At 70.8% G+C, this 16,482-nt stretch carries 18 protein-coding genes; 7 read left to right on the top strand and 11 right to left on the bottom strand.

Annotated features, from left to right (window positions below; translation table 11 throughout):
- A partial coding sequence (locus IZR01_RS39620; protein ID WP_194926845.1) for a hypothetical protein occupies positions 1-531 on the top strand: 531 nt, incomplete at its 5' end.
- 35 nt (positions 532-566) lie between these two features.
- Here IZR01_RS39620 and efeB read toward each other — a convergent pair.
- The 6 genes from efeB to IZR01_RS39590 form a co-directional block, all read right to left on the bottom strand.
- Positions 567-1,802 carry an iron uptake transporter deferrochelatase/peroxidase subunit gene (efeB, locus tag IZR01_RS39615; RefSeq protein ID WP_194926844.1) on the bottom strand — a complete coding sequence of 412 codons (1,236 nt, stop codon included), beginning with the start codon at positions 1,800-1,802 and terminating at the stop codon, positions 567-569.
- Positions 1,799-2,965 carry an EfeM/EfeO family lipoprotein gene (locus IZR01_RS39610; protein WP_194926843.1) on the bottom strand — a complete coding sequence of 389 codons (1,167 nt, stop codon included), beginning with the start codon at positions 2,963-2,965 and terminating at the stop codon, positions 1,799-1,801. Before IZR01_RS39610 ends, efeB begins: the two co-directional genes overlap by 4 nt.
- A gap of 134 nt (positions 2,966-3,099) precedes the next feature.
- The gene (locus IZR01_RS39605; protein WP_194897452.1) at positions 3,100-3,978 is read right to left on the bottom strand and encodes an alkaline phosphatase family protein; all 879 of its coding nucleotides are present in this window, start codon (positions 3,976-3,978) and stop codon (positions 3,100-3,102) included.
- 153 nt (positions 3,979-4,131) lie between these two features.
- Entirely contained in the window at positions 4,132-4,848 is a 717-nt protein-coding gene (locus IZR01_RS39600) for an SDR family NAD(P)-dependent oxidoreductase (RefSeq protein ID WP_194897451.1), read from the bottom strand.
- A gap of 83 nt (positions 4,849-4,931) precedes the next feature.
- A complete protein-coding gene (locus IZR01_RS39595; RefSeq protein ID WP_323746568.1) occupies positions 4,932-5,771 on the bottom strand; it encodes an SAM-dependent methyltransferase in 840 nt (279 codons plus the stop codon).
- A 113-nt stretch (positions 5,772-5,884) separates the two neighbouring features.
- The gene (locus tag IZR01_RS39590) at positions 5,885-6,118 is read right to left on the bottom strand and encodes a hypothetical protein (RefSeq protein ID WP_194897450.1); all 234 of its coding nucleotides are present in this window, start codon (positions 6,116-6,118) and stop codon (positions 5,885-5,887) included.
- A gap of 37 nt (positions 6,119-6,155) precedes the next feature.
- On the opposite strand from IZR01_RS39590, the gene IZR01_RS39585 reads away from it, so the two are divergent.
- Positions 6,156-6,590, top strand: coding sequence for an ABC-2 transporter permease (locus IZR01_RS39585; protein ID WP_194897449.1), 435 nt, complete (start codon positions 6,156-6,158; stop codon positions 6,588-6,590).
- A gap of 15 nt (positions 6,591-6,605) precedes the next feature.
- Here IZR01_RS39585 and IZR01_RS39580 read toward each other — a convergent pair whose 3' ends face one another.
- Positions 6,606-7,562, bottom strand: coding sequence for a quinone oxidoreductase family protein (locus IZR01_RS39580; protein WP_194926842.1), 957 nt, complete (start codon positions 7,560-7,562; stop codon positions 6,606-6,608).
- 104 nt (positions 7,563-7,666) lie between these two features.
- Between IZR01_RS39580 and IZR01_RS39575 the strand changes: the two genes are divergently transcribed.
- From IZR01_RS39575 to IZR01_RS39560, 4 genes are all read left to right on the top strand, one after another.
- Positions 7,667-8,194, top strand: a complete 528-nt coding sequence (locus IZR01_RS39575) for a MarR family winged helix-turn-helix transcriptional regulator (protein ID WP_194926841.1) — start codon at positions 7,667-7,669, stop codon at positions 8,192-8,194.
- A gap of 95 nt (positions 8,195-8,289) precedes the next feature.
- Complete coding sequence (locus IZR01_RS39570) at positions 8,290-8,793, top strand: winged helix-turn-helix transcriptional regulator (protein ID WP_194926840.1); 504 nt, start codon at positions 8,290-8,292, stop codon at positions 8,791-8,793.
- 64 nt (positions 8,794-8,857) lie between these two features.
- Positions 8,858-9,721, top strand: a complete 864-nt coding sequence (locus tag IZR01_RS39565) for an alpha/beta fold hydrolase (RefSeq protein WP_194926839.1) — start codon at positions 8,858-8,860, stop codon at positions 9,719-9,721.
- Between the two features lie 5 nt (positions 9,722-9,726).
- Positions 9,727-10,122 carry a nuclear transport factor 2 family protein gene (locus IZR01_RS39560; protein ID WP_194926838.1) on the top strand — a complete coding sequence of 132 codons (396 nt, stop codon included), beginning with the start codon at positions 9,727-9,729 and terminating at the stop codon, positions 10,120-10,122.
- 113 nt (positions 10,123-10,235) lie between these two features.
- Here IZR01_RS39560 and IZR01_RS39555 read toward each other — a convergent pair whose 3' ends face one another.
- Entirely contained in the window at positions 10,236-11,891 is a 1,656-nt protein-coding gene (locus IZR01_RS39555; protein WP_194926837.1) for a S53 family peptidase, read from the bottom strand.
- A 462-nt stretch (positions 11,892-12,353) separates the two neighbouring features.
- Here IZR01_RS39555 and IZR01_RS39550 point away from each other — a divergent pair, with 462 nt between their 5' ends.
- Positions 12,354-13,262 carry a DUF2470 domain-containing protein gene (locus tag IZR01_RS39550; RefSeq protein WP_228561119.1) on the top strand — a complete coding sequence of 303 codons (909 nt, stop codon included), beginning with the start codon at positions 12,354-12,356 and terminating at the stop codon, positions 13,260-13,262.
- A gap of 43 nt (positions 13,263-13,305) precedes the next feature.
- Here the strand turns inward: IZR01_RS39550 and IZR01_RS39545 are convergent, their stop codons facing one another.
- The 3 genes from IZR01_RS39545 to IZR01_RS39535 are packed head-to-tail and all read right to left on the bottom strand — an operon-like array spanning position 13,306 to position 16,357.
- Positions 13,306-14,127 (bottom strand): heme ABC transporter ATP-binding protein, encoded by an 822-nt coding sequence (locus IZR01_RS39545; protein ID WP_194897442.1) that lies wholly within the window; start codon positions 14,125-14,127, stop codon positions 13,306-13,308.
- Entirely contained in the window at positions 14,127-15,344 is a 1,218-nt protein-coding gene (locus tag IZR01_RS39540; protein WP_194926836.1) for a FecCD family ABC transporter permease, read from the bottom strand. Before IZR01_RS39540 ends, IZR01_RS39545 begins: the two co-directional genes overlap by 1 nt.
- Positions 15,341-16,357 carry a heme/hemin ABC transporter substrate-binding protein gene (locus tag IZR01_RS39535; RefSeq protein ID WP_194926835.1) on the bottom strand — a complete coding sequence of 339 codons (1,017 nt, stop codon included), beginning with the start codon at positions 16,355-16,357 and terminating at the stop codon, positions 15,341-15,343. The genes IZR01_RS39540 and IZR01_RS39535 overlap by 4 nt, the downstream gene beginning before the upstream one ends.
- Between the last annotated feature and the right edge of the window lie 125 nt (positions 16,358-16,482).

Here is a 16,482-nt window from a genome sequence, read left to right as displayed (position 1 = left end):
CCAGACCCCGCGCCGCCCGCCCCGCCGGCCATCGACCCGGGCACCCTCCCGCAGACCCGGGCCCTGCCCAGCAGTACCGATCCGCAGTTCCAGACCCGGCTGCACGCGCTGTGGCAGGGCATCGTGGACGACAACCCGCAGGAAGCCCAGCCGTTCTTCTTCCCGAAGACCGCGTACATCCAGCTGAAAGCCTTGTGGAACGCAGGGGGCGACTACGACTATCGCCTCCTCGGCTACTTCAACCTGGACGTTCACGCCGCTCATCGCTTGCTCGGCGCGGGCGCGCAGCGGGCCCAGCTGGTCGGCATCGATGTGCCCGCCGCCGACGCGGAGTGGATGCCGCCCGGATCCGAGGAGAACAAGATCTCCTACTACCGCCTCTACGGCACCCGCGTCCGGTACACGCTCGACGGCCAGTCGCACTCGTTCGGCGTCTTCTCCCTGCTGTCCTGGCGCGGGCAGTGGTACGCCATCCACTTCGGGCCGTGGCCGCGCTGGGAACGGTACGGCGACGTGCTCCAGCCTCGGTGATCAGCGTGCTACAGCCTCGGTGACCTCAGGCGATCTCAGTGCCCTAACAACCCTGACCCGAAGAAGTCCCCACCATCGCGAACCCCCGGCAGCGCGAAGAAGTACCCGCCGCCGGTCGGCTGGATGTAGTCGACCAGCGGCTCGCCCGCCAGCCGCTCCTGCACCGCCTGGAACTGCCGCTGCACGTCCTGCTGGTAGCAGCAGAAGATCAGCCCGACGTCCAGGTTGCCGTTCACATCGAGCCCGCGCTCGTAGTTGTAGCCCCGGCGCAGGATCTGCTGTGCGGTGCTTGCGGACGTGCGCGGGTTGGCCAGTCGGATGTGCGCGTCCATGGGTATCACCAGCCCGCGCGGATCCGCCGGATAGTCAGGCGTGTCCCGCTCCGCCGAGCCGTCCAGCGGCGCCCCGCTGTCCCGCCGCCGGCCGATCATGTTCTCCTGCTCGTGCAGCGACACCCGGTCCCAGAACTCCACCAGCATCCTGATGATCCGGACCACCTGGTAGGAGCCGCCCTCGGTCCAAGCCGGCTCGGCGCCGCCGCCCCGGGTCCAGATCAGCTCCTCGGTCACCGACGTCTTCGACACGTCCGGGTTGGCGATCCCGTCCTTGAAACCGAGCTGGTTGCGGGGCGTTCCGTCCGGGCGCGACGCCGCGTGGAAGCCGTCGATCTTCCAGGACGGCTGCATCCCCCCGCGAGTGTGCTTGGCGATATCGCGCAACGCGTGCATCACCGTGTCCCGGGAGTCCGCACAGATCTGGAGCAGCACGTCACCATGGAGTTCCGTGGAGCCCTCGACATGGTCGTCGGCGAACACCGGCATCGCGGTCAGCCGGGCCGGCTTGCGGCCGGCCAGGCCGAAGCGGTCGTCGAACAGCGGCGCCCCGACCCCGACCGTCACCGTCAGGCCGTCGGACGGGACGTGCGGGCCGAGCGTCTCGCTGTCGGTGGGAGCGGACGCCACGTCGGTAGCCGCAGGCAGACCTCCAGACGTCAGAAACCTGACACGATCCGTGAGGGTCTGGAACAGTGTGGTGAGTGACGCCTTGTCCCGAGCCGTGACCGCGAACGCCACGAACGTGGCAGCATCCTGTTGCTCGGTCACGATGCCGGCCTGATGCGCGCCCTCGAAACCGATGCGCCGACCAGAAGGCCCGGGGCCGGAGTCGGCGACCGCCGCCGCGGCGACTCCCGCCGCACCGCCGACCGCAGCCGCCGAAGCGGCACCGACCGCCGCGCCGCGCAGGAATGATCGTCTCGCCAGGCCGGTCATGCGTTCGTCCTCGGGGCCAGCAGGTTGGGGATCGTGGACAGGTCTTCGAGCAGCTGGTCCAGGTCGGCGTCGATGCGCTGGCGCTGCGCGGTGCCGATGGCCGGGGCCGGAGTCCAGGTGCCGGAGCCGTCGCGGGCCGCCAGCAGGTCGCCTTGCAGGGCGGTGATCTCGCCGCCGAGCTTGGCGGGCAAGCCCGGATCCCGGTCGTTGATCAGCGGAGTCAGCACACTGACTACTTCCAGGGTGCCCTCGGTGTTCGCATAGGCGGTGGCCAGGCTCGTGCCGCTGCCCGCGTCGGAGGCCCCGGTGATCTGGAATTCGAGCGTGTTCTCCAGGATCTCGTGGGCCCGCAGCGGCAGGTCGCCGGGATCGACCTCCTCGCTCGGGAAGTCGGCGATCAGGCCCTGGACCGAGGCGACGAGCGCCTGCGTCAGTGGTCGTACATCCGATGCGGAAGCGCCGTGCCAGAGTGCGTATTCGACGGCGTGCAGACCGGCCCAGTTCTTGTCCGCAGTGCCGTCCGGCAGCCCCGCCGGGGTCCCGTCGATCGCCGCGTCGAAGTCGCCGAACGAGTTGTACGCGGCACCCAGGCGCTCGTAGTCGAGGTGGGCCGGCAGCCAGTCCGCCTTCGCGGCTTGCAGATCGCCGCGTGCCACGTCGGCGTCCAGCCTCTGGCTGGCTGCCAGCAGCTTGGGCAGGGCGGCGCCGAGCCAGGCGCGGTAGGCGTTGACCGGCGCGGTCATGTCCAGGTCGGGCAGCGGTTTGTAACCGGCGACCGGGTTTGACGTTGTCCCTGAGACAGAGAACTGCGACGTGGTGTGGACCTTGCCGGTGGACAGGACGCACCGGATCGCGTACCGGCCCGCGCCGAGCGTCGTGGCCAGCGGCAGGGTGCGGCCCGGCGTGAGCCAGGGTATCTCCGCGTACACCAGGTTCGCGCTGTCGACGAGGTAGACGGTCGCGAAGACGCTCGTGTCGTCGGTGACCGCGAACTCGACGCGGCCCGCGTCGGCGGCCGGGGGCGGCGTGCCGCAGCCGGCGCTGCGGACGGCGATCGGGCCGCCGGCGCTCGCCGGGTGGGATCCGGCGACGCCCGCTGCCGCGGCGACGATCACCATGATCGGGAGCACCGCGAGGCGTACCTGCCAGGAGGCACGGCGCATGACGGTCGGGGTTCCTTTCGTCGTCCTGGTGACAGGGTCCCGGTCTGGTGTCAGGACCCTGTTCGCAGCACGCCGCGGACGACCCGGACGGAAGGCCGGGTCGTCCGCCGTTCGCTACGGGGTGAGGCGCGTGCTCAGCTCCAGATGTCGGTGATGGCAGCGGCGCCCGAGCTGTTGCCGACCGGGGCCAGGCCGTACATCTGCTCCAGGGTGGCGAGCACGTTGTAGTGGTTGAGCTGCTCGCTGTACTGGCCGGGGTTCACGCCGGCGCCCTCGATGATCGTGGGGATCTGGTTGCTCTCGGTGTAGTCGTCCTCGTCCCAGGTGACGATCAGCAGGCTGTTGTGCGACTGGGCCCAGGTCGCGTACGCCGACAGGTTGTTCTGGAGCCAGGAGTCGCCTTCGGCGACCGTGCCGTCGTGCATGTCGTCGTCCAGGTTCGGGATGACGAACGACAGGGTCGGCAGCGTGGAGTAGTCGGTCGGGAACTTGCTGAACGCCACCGAGTCCGAGGTCGGCACGTTGCTGAAGTTGATCCACGGCGAGTGCTTGCGCGCGTACGAGCCGGAGGAGCAGGTCGTCGAGCCGGTCTTCGGCAGGCCCTCGGAGTAGCCCGTGAAGGTCTTGCCGGCCGCGAGCAGCTCCGAGCCGAGGTTGGCGGTGTTGCCCTCGTTGGTCGGGCAGGCGTCCGAGGACAGCCCGAAGGTGTCGCCGCCGAACAGCGCCATGTAGTTCGGCTCGCTCGGGTGGGTGACCGCGAACGAGTCGGTCAGCAGCGCCCCGGAGGAAGCCAGGGAGTTGATGTACGGGGCGTCCGAGCTGCCGATGATGTCGTCGTAGGAGTGGTTCTCCTCCATCACGACGACGACGTGGTCGGGGGTCGGCACCGTGCCGGCGGTGGCCGCGGACTTCGTCGGGGCGGGCGAGGCGGTGGCGTACGGGACGACGGCGGCCGCGATCGCGACCGCGCCGACGGCTGCGGACACTGACAGGGTCTTGCGGGACATGCGCATGGGGATGTCTCCTGACGCGTGAGTACGGGCGTAGGGAAGGCAGCACCGGTGATGCTAGATACGCACGGTGACAAACGGAATACCGAACGAGGCAAAGGATTCGTTAATATTAAGCAGCTGAATGCCAAGGCCCGGGAAACAGCCGTCGTGGGGTCACCAGGGCACTGTGTTGCCCGAGCGGTCCAGATACTCCAGACCGGGCCTGCCCATCTTGGAGAGCAGCACATCCACCAGCAGCGGGACGCTCTCCTCAAGGGTGAACGGCGCGTCCGGCCCGCCGAGGTCGGTGCGGATCCAGCCCGGTGCCAGCAGGATGAAGCCGCGCCGGGTGTCGGCCTGCCGGACCGCGAAGCTGCGCATGAACATGTTCAGCGCCGCCTTGCTGCCCCGGTAGACCTCGCGGCCCGCGGTCGCGTTGTTCGTGATGCTGCCCTGCCCGGACGACAGCGCCCCGATCAGGCCGGTGGGCGTCACCAGGTCCTGGAGCGCCTCGATGACGCGCATCGGGCTGAGCGCGTTGGTGACCATCACGTCGACGAAGTCGGCGGTGCTCACCTCGGCGATCGGCTTCTGCTGGCTGTTGGTGGTGCCCGCGCTGATCAGGAGCAGGTCGAGTTCGCGGCCGGCCAGCCGCTCGTGCAGCGGCCCGAGGTGGCCGGGCTCGTTGATGTCGAGCTTCTCGATCGTGACGCGGCCCTCGGCGCGCTCGGCGAGCTCATGCAGCGGCGTCCGCGCGGAGGTGTCGCGGACGGTGCCGATGACGTCCCAGCCCTGGTCCAGGAACTCCGCCACCAGGCCGTGTCCGAGGCCGCGCGAGGCGCCGACGATGAGGGCGGTCGGCCTGCGCCGCTCCGGGGGAGTCGATGGCATGGCGCTTCATCTCCTTCAAAAGGCCGACCCCGCGAAGGGTCGACCATGTGAGCCCGGCAGCCCCACCGCGTGAACCGGCAGGCCTACCGCTTGAATCCGACTCCGCCATCGAACCAGATCCCGGCCCAGTCCTCGCGCGCCGCGCCGTCCGGGCGCCACAGCGGCACGTTCACGACGCCCGGCGCGACCAGTTCCAGGCCGTCGAACAGGGCGGTGATGTCCTTGCGGTCGCGGACCGTGAACTGGGAGGTCGCGTTGTCCCAGCCCTTGCGCGCCTCGGCGGAGGTCTCGGGGTCGCCGCCGTCGGTGCCGTGCGAGATCACCACGGCGCTGCCGGGCGGCAGGGCGTCGCCGATGGCCGCGACGATGCCGTGCGCGTCCTCCTCGGGCTTGATGAAGTGCAGCAGCGCGACCATCAGGACCGCGATCGGCCGGTCGAAGTCCAGGACGGCGCGCACCGCCGGGTTGTCCAGGACCGAAGCCGGCTCGCGCACGTCGGCGACGACGATCGCGGTCAGCGCGGGATCGGCGCCGGCCAGCAGCGCGCGGGAGTGGACGGCGACCACCGGGTCGTAGTCGACGTAGACCACGCGCGCGTCCGGCTGGACCGAGCGCGCGACGTCACCGGTGTTCCCGGGCCCGGGGATGCCGGTCCCGATATCGAGGAACTGGGTGATACCGGCCTCGGCCAGGTGGCGCACGGCCCGCCCGAGGAACGCGCGGTTCTCCCGGACCATCTCGCGCGCGCTCGGCAGGGCCTTGAGAACCACCTCGGCCGCCTGCCGGTCGACCTCGAAGTGGTCCTTGCCGCCGAGCAGACAGTCGTAGATGCGGGCGGGATGGGCCTTGGTGGTGTCGATCTCCGGCGGCGTCCACCCCGGCGACAGCGGGTCGTCCCCCAACCCCGTTGCGGTGTCGTCCACGCCCGGTCCCCCCTCCGCTCGATCGTGGGGGTCAGGCTAGCCCATGATCAGCGGATGCTGATATGGGACGTCGTCCCAACCCCCACGATCGCGCCGGTCTCCGTCAGTCTCCGTCAGTCTCCGGCGGTGTTCGTCGCCCACAGGGGCGTGGAACCGTGGTAGATCACCACGTTCCCGTCGTTCTGCACGGCGAGGGAGGCGTTGGTGTTGCCGCCGGTGTTGGAGGCCCAGAGCGCTTCGCCCAGCCAGGCCGTGACCAGGTTGCCGTCGCTCTGCATATTGGTCTGCGCGCCGTAGTGGTAGCTGATACCCGCGCTCCACAGCACCTGGGTGCCCTTCAGGAGCACCAGGTTGCCGCCGGACTCCTGGTAGAAGCTGTATGCGGTGCTGCCCCTGACGCGGCGCTCGCTTCTGGTCGGCCACTATCTATGGGCTCTGGCAATCTTCGCCGTCACCGTCGGCGTGGGGACGCCGGTGGCGCTGGTCCTCGCGCGGGAGCAGCACATCGCCTTCAGCGGGCCCAAGGTCGCGATGATCGTGGCACTGTCCTGGGCGGCGTTCGCGCTGTCGGTGTCGATCCAGTTCCCGCTGTTCGTCCGCTACGGCTACACCAGAGCCGGTCTGCTGGCCACCACATTGCCGATCAGCATCGTCGCGGTCGCCGTCACCCGGACGCACCTGCACTTCACGCCGGACGCGACGCTCCTGACGCTGGTCGCGGTCGGCGGGGTGGCGCTGCTCGGGATGTCCGTGACGGCGACGACTGCGATCGACCCGCATCGGGCGAGGCGACCGGGCGGCCGGACAGTGTTGGGCTAGGGACGTCAGGGGACGTCAGGGGACGAAGACGACCCGCTTCCCGTCCCCGGAGTCGTCCCAGGACTTCTCGACCTCGGACAGCGGGACGGCGCGGGCGTCGACGGCGAAGTCCCCGGCCGCGATCCGCTCGGCCAGCGCGGGCAGTTCGGCGGCGATGTCGGCGGTCGGGACCGAGCCCTGCCCGCTGCCGATGATCTGCAACCGGGACGCGCGCAGGGCCGCGGACGGGATCAGGGCCTCGCGCCCGCTCACCGAGCCGATTTCGATCCAGGTCAAAGGCTTGGCCCGGTCGGCGCGGCCGGTGACGATCGCGGCCATGGCCGCCGCGGTCGGCTCGCCCCACACGTAGTCCAGGACGACGTCGGTGTCGGCGGCCGCGGCGGCCAGCCGGTCGGCGGCCTCGGCGGCGGGACCGGCGATGCTGACGACGGTGTCGGCGCCGAGCGCGGGCAACTCGGCCAGCGCCCGCGGATCCCGGCCCGCGGCCACTACCCGGGCCGCCCCGAGGTGCTTGGCGACCTGCACGGCCATCCGCCCGGCGCTGCCGGTCGCGCCCAGGACGAGCACCGACTGGCCGGGCGTGAACGTGGTGCGCCGGCGCAGCGCGACCCAGCTGGACATGGCCGGGTTCATGGCGGCGGCCAACGGCACCGGATCGGCGTCGGCCGGGAGCACGACGCTGCGGCGCGGGTCGATGAGCGTCTGCTGCGCCATCGCGCCGTAGGGGCTGTCGAACAGGATGAAGTAGCGCAGGTTCCCGTCCGCGTCCCGGCCCACGCCGTCGATGCCGGGGATCAGCGGAAGCTGGTCGGTACTGGTGTAGTGCGAGCCGTTCGCCTGGGAGCGCACGCGCGGGTGCAATCCGGCGGCGAGGACGTCCACCAGGAGCTGGTCAGGGCCCTCGGGGACCGGGGCGGGGAACTCGCTGAAGGTCGGAGTGTGGTCGAAGGAGGTGACGACTGCCGCGTGCATGGCGGGTCTCCCGGAGGGCGTTCAGGGGCTGGAAGGGCTATCGAGATAGATGGTATTGCAACCTAAATTAGATGGCAACACGACCTATTCTCTAGACTGCTGGCATGAGCCGACGCCCTGCCCGCGATTCTGACCCGGTCGACCCGGTCGACCCGGTCGACGTGGTCAAGGCCGCGGATGACGCGCCGGGCCCCGAACCGACCGACCCGACCGACCCGGCGACCACCGCACCCACCAGCGCCATCACCGACGCGCTCGCCGAAACCGCGTTCACCGTGACCGCCCTGCTCGCCGAATCGGCCGCCGCCCATGACCTGTCCCTGACCCAACTGCGGATGCTGGCCATCCTGCGCGACCGCGAGCCCCGCATCGCGGACCTGGCCGCCTTCCTGGGCCTGGAGCGCTCCTCGGTCAGCGGCCTGGTCGACCGCGCCGTCCGCCGCGGCCTGGTCCACCGCACCGCGAGCGCCGACGACGCCCGCGCCACCCGCCTCAGCCTCACCGACGAGGGCCGCCGCCTGGCCGCCGTCGTGACCGCGCAGGTCGACGCCCGGCTGGTGCCGATGACCGGGCGCCTGGCGACCGCCGAACGTGCGCGGCTGGTCGTCCTGGTCCGCAAGCTGCTGGACTGACGCGGACACCCGGTCCGGCTACCGCAACGGACCTGCACTGATGCCAACAGTGATAGATTTCACTAACTAGTATCACTGTGAAACCAGGAGGCCCGGTGCCGACCAAGTCCAAGCCCGTCGTGTTCGAGCACGGCCAGACCTTCCTCGCGACCATCTCCGAGCGCTGGAACTACCAGATCCTGCGCGAGGTGTTCTTCGGCACCACCCGGTTCGGCGAGATCAAGCGGGCGCTCGGTATCTCGGCGAACATCCTGACCACCAGGCTCAACGACCTGACCGAGCTCGGTCTGCTCAGCAAGCGGGCCTACCGCGAGGACAAGCCCTGGTACGAGTACCAGCTGACCGACGCGGCCCGCGAGCTCGTGGTGCCGGCGATCGTGGCGATCACCCGCTGGGCCGAGGAGCGCGGGCAGGCGGTGGGCGGGTCGGACGGGACTGACGGTTCGGGTTCGGGCTCGGGTCCGGCCGGGTCGGGCGTGCGCCGCCCGCTCCTGCACACCAGCTGCGGCAACGAGACCGAGCCCTACCTCGCCTGTAGTGCCTGTCACGAGCCGATCGCGGCATCGAACCTGGTCCCACTGGTTGCATCTCCTAACTAGTTGCAATATCGTCCTATGCGTGGGGCAGGAACCCGGCCCCCGCGCAGTGAGAGGACGACACACCATGACCGAGACCTGGCTGCAGGGCGTTTCCGAGCGGCTGATCCCCACCTCGCTCGGGCTGATCAACGTGCGGGACGGCGGCGAGCCGCAGGGCCCGGCGCTCATCTTCTGGCCGAGCCTGATGATGGACGGCACCATGTGGCGCCGGCAGTACGAGCACTTCGCCGGCACGCACCGCGTCGTGCTCATCGACAGCCCCGGACACGGCAAGTCGGACGCGCTGCGCCGCATCATCGACCTGAAGGAGTGCGCCGACGCGCTCGTGCAGATCCAGGACGCGCTCGGCATCGACAAGGCCGTGCTGATCGGCAACAGCTGGGGCGGCATGCTGGCCGGGGTCTTCCCCGCCTACCACCCGGACCGGGCGCTGGCCACGATCGGCATCAACTGCACCGCATCGCTGCCGACCACCTTCGAGAGCATCTGGGCCACGGCTCTGTCCGGCTACCTGTCGCTGAACTCGAAGATGCCCGCGATAGCGCTTCGGGCCGCCCGCGGTGCGTTCGCCGGCCCCACTGCCGAGGCCGAGCGCCCGGAGTTCGTCGACTACCTGAGCGTCATCCTGCGCAACGACCCGAAGTCGGTGGCCTGGGCCCTTCGCGGCATCCTGATCGGCCGCCGTGACGAGCACCGGCTGCTGGCGACGATCACCGACGTCCCGGTGCTCGTCATCGCGGGGGAGGAGGACAGCCAGTTCCCCGTGCACGTGGTGCGCCGCATGGCCGACGCGATACCCACCGCCACGTTCAAGGTGCTGCTGCACACCGGCCACCTGGCCGCGCGGGAGAACCCCGAAGCCGTCAACGCCGAGATCGACGCCTTCCTGGCCGGGCTGCCGGCGCTGCCCGCGCCGGAAAGGGTCTGATAAGCATGACTGACACAGCGGCGTGGATAGATGCCTACATGCGCGAGATCGACACTCTTGAGTTCGGCGAGGCCTTCGCGGCTCTCTTCGATCAGCACACTGAGATGATCTTCGGGACGGCCCTGGTCCGCGGCGTCGAGGCCATCAAGGACTTCTTCGTCACGATCGACGCCCCGCTCATCACCACGCACGAGACGGTGCAGACCTGGAGCGTCGAGGACGTCGTGATCCTGCGCGGCGAAGCGACGGTCGCCAAGAAGAGCGAGCCCGACACAGTCATCCGCGCCCCGTTCACGCACATCTTCTATCTCGACCAGAACGGCGATGCGACGGCGAGTCCGAGGGTGCGCACCCTGCACATCACCGCCGGCCCCGTCGTCACCGACGACACTCTGATCTGAGTATTCGCCCGAGTATCCGCAGGAGTCTTGAACAACGACTCGTTCCGGCTGGCAGGGCCCTGCCAACCGGAACGAGTCGTGTCTGTAGAAGGGTTCTTATCTAAGCAGGTTCCTTACAGCTTGTTCGCGATGAACTGCGCGGCGTTGTAGGAGCCCCAGCCGGTCACCTCGTCGTAGCCGGTGCCGGCGCTGTAGCCGCCGTTGTTGCCGCTCTTGATGTCGTGAAAGTCGGTGTTGTAGCTGGAGCTGCGGGCGACGGTGTAGATGAAGCTGTTGGCATAGCCGAACTTCGCCTTGCTGGCCTTGGCCGCGGCGGTGTTGTAGTCGGCGACGAAGGCGGCCCAGTTCGGCGCGGCGGCACTGGTGCCCCACACGTCGGTCCAGCTGCCGTCGGCGTCGATGTACCACGGGCTGCTGTCACCGCCGGCGGCGGAGACATCCGGGACCTCGCGGTGCCCGCTGGTGTTCACCGGGGCCTGGAACGCCGGGGTGGTCCACTTGTCGGACTGGCCGCCGCCGCTGTCGGACCAGCCGGTCTCGCTGCTCCAGGCGTTGGACGAGGACACGGTCAGGTTGGTGCCGCCGACCCCGCTCACGTAGGGGTCCGAGGCCGGGTAGTCGACCGACAGGGTGGAGCCGTCGTCCTTGGCCCCGCTGTCGCCGGAGGCCGCGAAGACGGACTGGCCCTGCGCCGCGGCCTCCTTGAAGTCGGCGTCGTCGGAGGTGAGGTTGTTCTCCTGGTTCTCCGGCTCGCCCCAGCTGCTGGAGATCACCGGCACGTCGGCGCTGACCAGGGCCGCGTAGAGGGCGACCTCGCCGGCGTCGCTGTTGGGCGCCTCGTAGACCTTCACGTTGGCCTTCGGCGCCAGGGCGTTGTCGACTTCGATGTCCAGCTCGTCCTCCACCGAGCCGGAGGTGTCGGTGGTGCCGCCGGCCACGTTCACCACGGTCGCCGCCGCGGCGCCGAGGCTGTACTTGCTGTTGTAGGCCGCGACCGCCGAGGCCGAGTAGGCCGAGAACTCGACCAGGCCGATGGTCTGGCCCGAGCCGTTGTCGCCGGCGGCGATCGGGCTGGTGAGGTTGTAGCCGCCGCGCGCCTTGGTCGGCGTCAGGACGGTGCCGGCGTGCGGCGCGGCCTGGCTCTGGCTCTGGACGTGGTAGCTCGGAGTGCGCAGCGAGGCGTTGGACAGCCCGGCCACGCTGGACACGATCGAGGCGATGTCGGTGGGCAGCGTCGGCGCCGCGGTATTGGCGAAGACGTCGCGGCCGTCGGCGTGCCATGTCCCCAGCTGCACCCCGAACGCCTTCTCGGCCTGCGCGGCGGTGCCGCTGACGGCGAGCGTCTGGCGGTTGGCGGTCAGCGCGCCGACTGTCAGGCCCTGGCCGCGCAGGTATGTGGTGAGCGCCGAGATCTGGGCGTCGGTGGCGCCGTAGTTCTGCGCGTACTGCGCGACGGTCAGGTAGTGCTTGTACTGCGGCGATGCGGGGTCCGACACGTTGCGCAGGAACGCGTCCAGCCCGGCCTGGTCGCGGGGCGTCAGGCTGATCTGGAGCGTGAGCGGGGTGTCGGCGGCCACCGCTCCGGTCCGCACGGCGCCGGCCGCCAGGTGCGGCGCGGCGGTGCCGGCGACGGCGGTCCGGGCCGACGCGGCACCGGCCGAGGCGGCGGCGTGCGCCACCGGGAGGGCGAGCACGAAGACGGGCAGCGGTGCGGCGAGCACACCGATCGTCCGTCGTATTCGCCGGTTGACAGAGCTGTTGACAGGCATGAGCCATTCCTTGGGGTAGGGAAGCAATGCGGTGGGTGCGCAGCACCGTCGGCGGGGACACGAGTCCCCTGCTTGTGGTGATGCGTTGATGGAGAAGGTACGGCCGTATCAGTGTCCTGAAAAGACCTGAAATCCTGGCTTTACCAGTAGTTAACCGTCGGTCCCTGGGCGCGCGCATGGAGAACTCCCGCTCCGGAACGGGAGAGGGCGCGCTGAAAGGACGTGCTCAGAGAGCTGAGGAACGTACTCGGTGAGCGGTGGGGATCAACGGCAACACGAAGTGGACCACACGCGACCGAAGTCGATGTGGCACCTGGAGACCAGCCGGACCCGCTTCATGTCTCTATGAGTATCAGAGCACGATCAAAGGGTCAAGAAAGCCTTTGTCGTCGAATAATGTGCCGTCCGAGGCTTCCTCTTGTATCTTAGGTAAGCCTTACCTAACCAAGCGGAGGAGATCGCATGTCACGCCGGGTCGAACGTGCCGCAACCGTCTGTGCCGATGAGCGGTGTGGTCGGTGGTGCCGCCACCAGGACGCGGTACCGGCGAAGCCGACGGGTGCCTCGCGCGCCCGGACACTGGCCACGGGCAGTTCCTCGGCCCTGCTGGTCATCCCGGGCCTGACGGTCGTCGACCCGCTCAGCATGCTGCCGGTCAGGCGGATGGTGACCGCCGAGGCCGACATCGTGCTGCGGCTGCCCGCCGGTTCGCCCGCGGTCCGCGCGGTCCGGCACGCCGAGGCCGACGAGGTCGTCGCGGTACTGGAGCTCACCGACGTCGCGCCGGTCGCCGTCGCGGACCGGGTCCGCAGCCGGGCGCGGATCGCCGGCTGGCTCACGCCGGTGCCCGACGGCGCCGATGTCGCGTGGCTGGAAGAGCGCGGTCCCCTGGAAGAGCACAGCCCGCTGGAAGAGCACAGCCCGCTGGAAGAGCACGGCGCGCTGGACGAACGGGGTCCGCTGGCAGCTCACAGCCTGCTGAGACTGGAGGTCGGCGAGGTCTGGCTGGAGGACGCGTGGGGCACCGAACTGGTGGAGCCGGACGACTTCGCCGCGGCCGAGCCCGATCCGCTGGCCGGGCACGAGGCCGAGCTGCTCCAGCATCTGGCAGCCGCGCACGGTACCGAACTGGGTTGGCTGTGTGCCCTGGTGGACCGGCAGCGGGCCGCGTCCGGGGTGCCGCAAGAGGTGGTCCCGCTGGCGCTGGACCGCTTCGGGCTGCGGATCCGGTTCAGCGACCGGGACGGCAGCTTCGACGCGCGCTTCCAGTTCCCCTCCCCGGTTACGGAAATCAGCCAGCTGCGGCAGGCGGTCCGCGCGTTGTTCGAGGAAGCCTGGTACGCCACCGACCAGGACTGTGGCCTGTCATAGCGGCTGACCTCTCAGGCAGCCGGTCGCGCAGACCGGCGGCCTCTCAGGCCGGCGGCGTCCGGACCGGCACCACCAACGGCGTGCCGTGCGTCGGGTGCGGGAGTACCTCGACCGGGCAGCCGTAGACGTCGCTGAGCATTGATTCCTCCAACACCTCCGCCGGCCGCCCCTGCGCGATGACCCGGCCCTGATGCACCAGCGCGACGGCGTCGGCGTAGGCGGCCGCCAGGCTGAGATCGTGCAGCACCACCACCACGGCGTCCCCGGCCGCGGCGCGGTCCCGGGCGGTGCGCAGGACCAGCTCCTGGTGCCGCAGGTCCAGGGCGGCGGTCGGCTCGTCCAGCAGCAGGAGCTGCGTCCGCTGAGCCAGGACCCGGGCCAGGGACACCCGGGCCCGCTCGCCGCCGGACAAGGCCGGATAGGGCCGCTCGGCCACGTGCCGGGACTCGGTGACCGCCAGGGCCTCGGCGACCGCGTGTTCGTCCTCGTCGAAGGTGGCGTACCGGGCCCATGGCGCGCGGCCCATCCGGACCACCTCCAGCGCGGAGAATGGGAAGCTCACCGGGGAGGACTGCGGCAGCATCGCGCGCAGCAGCGCCAGATCCGGCGCGCGGAAGTCGCGCAGCGGGCGGCCGTGCAGCAGGACCCGGCCGCTGTCCGGGGCCAGGTCGCCGCTGAGCACGGCCAGCAGCGTGGACTTGCCCGCGCCGTTCGGGCCGAGCAACGCCAGCAGCGTTCCGGCCCGCACGCCGAGATCGACGCCGTCCAGGACCGTGCGGCCGCCCCGCGCCAGATGCACCGCCCGCGCCTCGGCGATCAGCGCGCCGGCCGGACGGCGGGCCGGCGGCTCCGGACGGCGCCGCATCAGGCCCACCCGCCGCGGGCCGCGCGCGATCGGCGCAGCAGCCAGAAGAAGACCGGGCTGCCCAGCAGCGCCGTCAGCACGCCCAGCGGGAGCTCGGCCGGGGCCGCCACGGTCCGGGCCGCGAGGTCGGCGGCGACCAGGACCACCGCGCCGCCCAGCCCGCTGCCCGGGATCAGGAACCGGTGCCCGGGCCCGGCGGCCATCCGCAGCAGATGCGGGACCGCCAGCCCGACGAAGCCGATGATGCCGCTGACCGCGACCGCCGCCGCGGTCAGCACGGCCACCAAGGTGATCAGCACCAGACGGAGCCGTTCCACGTCCACCCCCAGATGCCGCGCCGGACCCTCGCCGAGCGCCAGCAGATCCAGCCGCCCGGCGAACCGCGGGGCGGCCAGCAACCCGACGGCCGCGAACGGCAGCACCGCCCCGACCTGCGGCCAGGTCGCCTGGCTCAGCGAGCCCAGCTGCCAGAAGGCGACCTCGTTCACGGCAACCGGGTCGGCCAGGAACAGCAGCACCCCGATGAGCGCGCCGCCCAGGGCGTTGACCGCGATGCCGGTGAGCACCAGCGTCAGCACCTCCGTGCGGCCGCCGGAGCGGGAGAGCAGATACACGGCGAACACCGTCACCAGGCCGCCGACGAAGGCCGCGGCGCTCGCCGTCCACTGCCCGAGCACCTGGACCCCGGACACGATCACCGCCACCGCCCCGACCGCCCCGCCGGAGGAGACGCCGATGACGCCGGGATCGGCCAGCGGATTGCCGAACACGCCCTGCATCAGCGCCCCGGCACACCCCAGGCACGCGCCGACCAGGACGGCCAGCGCGACCCGCGGCATCCGCACGTCCCACAGGACTGATTCGGCGACCGGGTTGAGCCGATGGCCGCCCAGGTGCGCCCGATGCGCCAGGGAGCCGACCACGTCGGCCGGCGCGATGTGGAACGCTCCGAGGCCGCAGGCGAGCAGGATCAGGGTGGCCAGCGCCGCGCTGAGGCCGGTTGTCAGGATGATGATCCGCGTCGGTGGGCGGCGGCGCGCGGGGTGTGGCGCCGGTCCGATGGCGCTCGGGCGGGTGGCGCTGACGGCGTCTGCGATGCACTGGGTACTGGCCGCGATCGCGGTGCTCTCGGTGCCGGGCGTGTCCGAGATGTCCTCGGTGCCGAGAGCGTCCGCGGTGGCCTCGGCGTCGGCTGTCTGGTTCCTCCCGGCCGTCATTTCGCGGGCTGCCCGGCGAACAGCTGCGCGACGATCGACTGGAGCACAGCCGGCGTCCGGGGCCCGTAGCTCAGCAGCTCGCCGTCCTCGACCGAGATGATCCGCCGCTGCTGTCCGGCCGGGGTCTGCGCGATGCCGGGGATCTTCAGCAGCCCGTCGACGCCGCCGACCGACGCCAGTCCCCGGCTCATGACCAGGATGGCGTCCGGTCCGGCTTCGGCCAGCGCCTCGCTGGTGATCGGCGTGAACGGGGCCTTGAACCCGGCGGCCACCCCGGCGTCGGTCCCGCCGGCGGCGGCGATGAGCGATTCGGCCCCGGAGCCCTCGCCGCCGATCAGGTACACCGAGGCGGTGCCGCGCAGGTAGAGGAAGGCGACGCGGGGCTTGGCGCTCCCGGTCCGGACGCCGTGCTGCGCCGCGGCGAGGTCGGTGTCAGTGCGCTGAGCCAGTGCCGCACCGGCCTGCGGTACGCCGAGCGCGTCGGCGACGGCGGCGATCCGCAGGTCGATGTCCGAGAGCTGTCGCGGGTCGGCGAAGGTGACCACCGGCACGCCCGCGGCCCGGATCTGCGAGATCGCGGTGGCGTTCGACGTCCCGGTCGAGCTGTCGGCCAGGACCACGTCGGGATGCTCGGCCAGGACGCTCTCCGCGCTGATGATGTGGTTCGTGCTCAGCAGCGGCAGTCCGGTCGCCTGCGGGAACGTCGTGGAGACGTCGCGCGCCACCACCCGGCCGCCCAGCCCGAGACTGAACACGAGCTCGGACAGGCTGCCGCTGAGCGGGACGATGCGGCGGTCGGCGCCGATCGTGACGCGTCGGCCGTCGGCCGAGGTGACGGTGACCGGTAGCCGCGGCTCTTCGGGATGGCTCAGCGGTACCACGGCGGCGGCGGAGGATCCCGACCCCTGTGCGGCCGCCGGAGCGGTCGCCGATCCTGAGGTGCTACCGCATCCGGCGAGCGGGCCGACCAGCAACAAGACGGCGATCAGCGCGGACGGCGCTCGTCGGGGCATGACTGTCCTTCGGGAGTCGGGCGGCGGCCGGTGGGGATCTCGTCGATGCGCGCGCGCTGGAAGACGTAGCAGCCGAGGCTTCGTCTTCCCCTCCAGCGAGATCTACGGCGGCGATCACGTGCCGG

The organism is Catenulispora pinisilvae, from assembly GCF_015356865.1.
In the GTDB taxonomy this organism is placed as follows: domain Bacteria; phylum Actinomycetota; class Actinomycetes; order Streptomycetales; family Catenulisporaceae; genus Catenulispora; species Catenulispora pinisilvae.
This window is presented reverse-complemented; position numbering and strand designations above follow the sequence as displayed.

What these genes read in the sequence shown, in the direction of transcription:
- efeB (WP_194926844.1), bottom strand. Translation starts at nt 1,802, where the DNA reads ATGACCGGCCTGGCGAGACGATCATTCCTGCGCGGCGCGGCGGTCGGT.
- IZR01_RS39610 (WP_194926843.1), bottom strand. Translation starts at nt 2,965, where the DNA reads ATGCGCCGTGCCTCCTGGCAGGTACGCCTCGCGGTGCTCCCGATCATG.
- IZR01_RS39605 (WP_194897452.1), bottom strand. Translation starts at nt 3,978, where the DNA reads ATGCGCATGTCCCGCAAGACCCTGTCAGTGTCCGCAGCCGTCGGCGCG.
- IZR01_RS39600 (WP_194897451.1), bottom strand. Translation starts at nt 4,848, where the DNA reads ATGCCATCGACTCCCCCGGAGCGGCGCAGGCCGACCGCCCTCATCGTC.
- IZR01_RS39580 (WP_194926842.1), bottom strand. Translation starts at nt 7,562, where the DNA reads ATGCACGCGGCAGTCGTCACCTCCTTCGACCACACTCCGACCTTCAGC.
- IZR01_RS39575 (WP_194926841.1), top strand. Translation starts at nt 7,667, where the DNA reads ATGAGCCGACGCCCTGCCCGCGATTCTGACCCGGTCGACCCGGTCGAC.
- IZR01_RS39565 (WP_194926839.1), top strand. Translation starts at nt 8,858, where the DNA reads ATGACCGAGACCTGGCTGCAGGGCGTTTCCGAGCGGCTGATCCCCACC.
- IZR01_RS39560 (WP_194926838.1), top strand. Translation starts at nt 9,727, where the DNA reads ATGACTGACACAGCGGCGTGGATAGATGCCTACATGCGCGAGATCGAC.
- IZR01_RS39555 (WP_194926837.1), bottom strand. Translation starts at nt 11,891, where the DNA reads ATGCCTGTCAACAGCTCTGTCAACCGGCGAATACGACGGACGATCGGT.
- IZR01_RS39550 (WP_228561119.1), top strand. Translation starts at nt 12,354, where the DNA reads ATGTCACGCCGGGTCGAACGTGCCGCAACCGTCTGTGCCGATGAGCGG.
- IZR01_RS39545 (WP_194897442.1), bottom strand. Translation starts at nt 14,127, where the DNA reads ATGCGGCGCCGTCCGGAGCCGCCGGCCCGCCGTCCGGCCGGCGCGCTG.
- IZR01_RS39540 (WP_194926836.1), bottom strand. Translation starts at nt 15,344, where the DNA reads ATGACGGCCGGGAGGAACCAGACAGCCGACGCCGAGGCCACCGCGGAC.
- IZR01_RS39535 (WP_194926835.1), bottom strand. Translation starts at nt 16,357, where the DNA reads ATGCCCCGACGAGCGCCGTCCGCGCTGATCGCCGTCTTGTTGCTGGTC.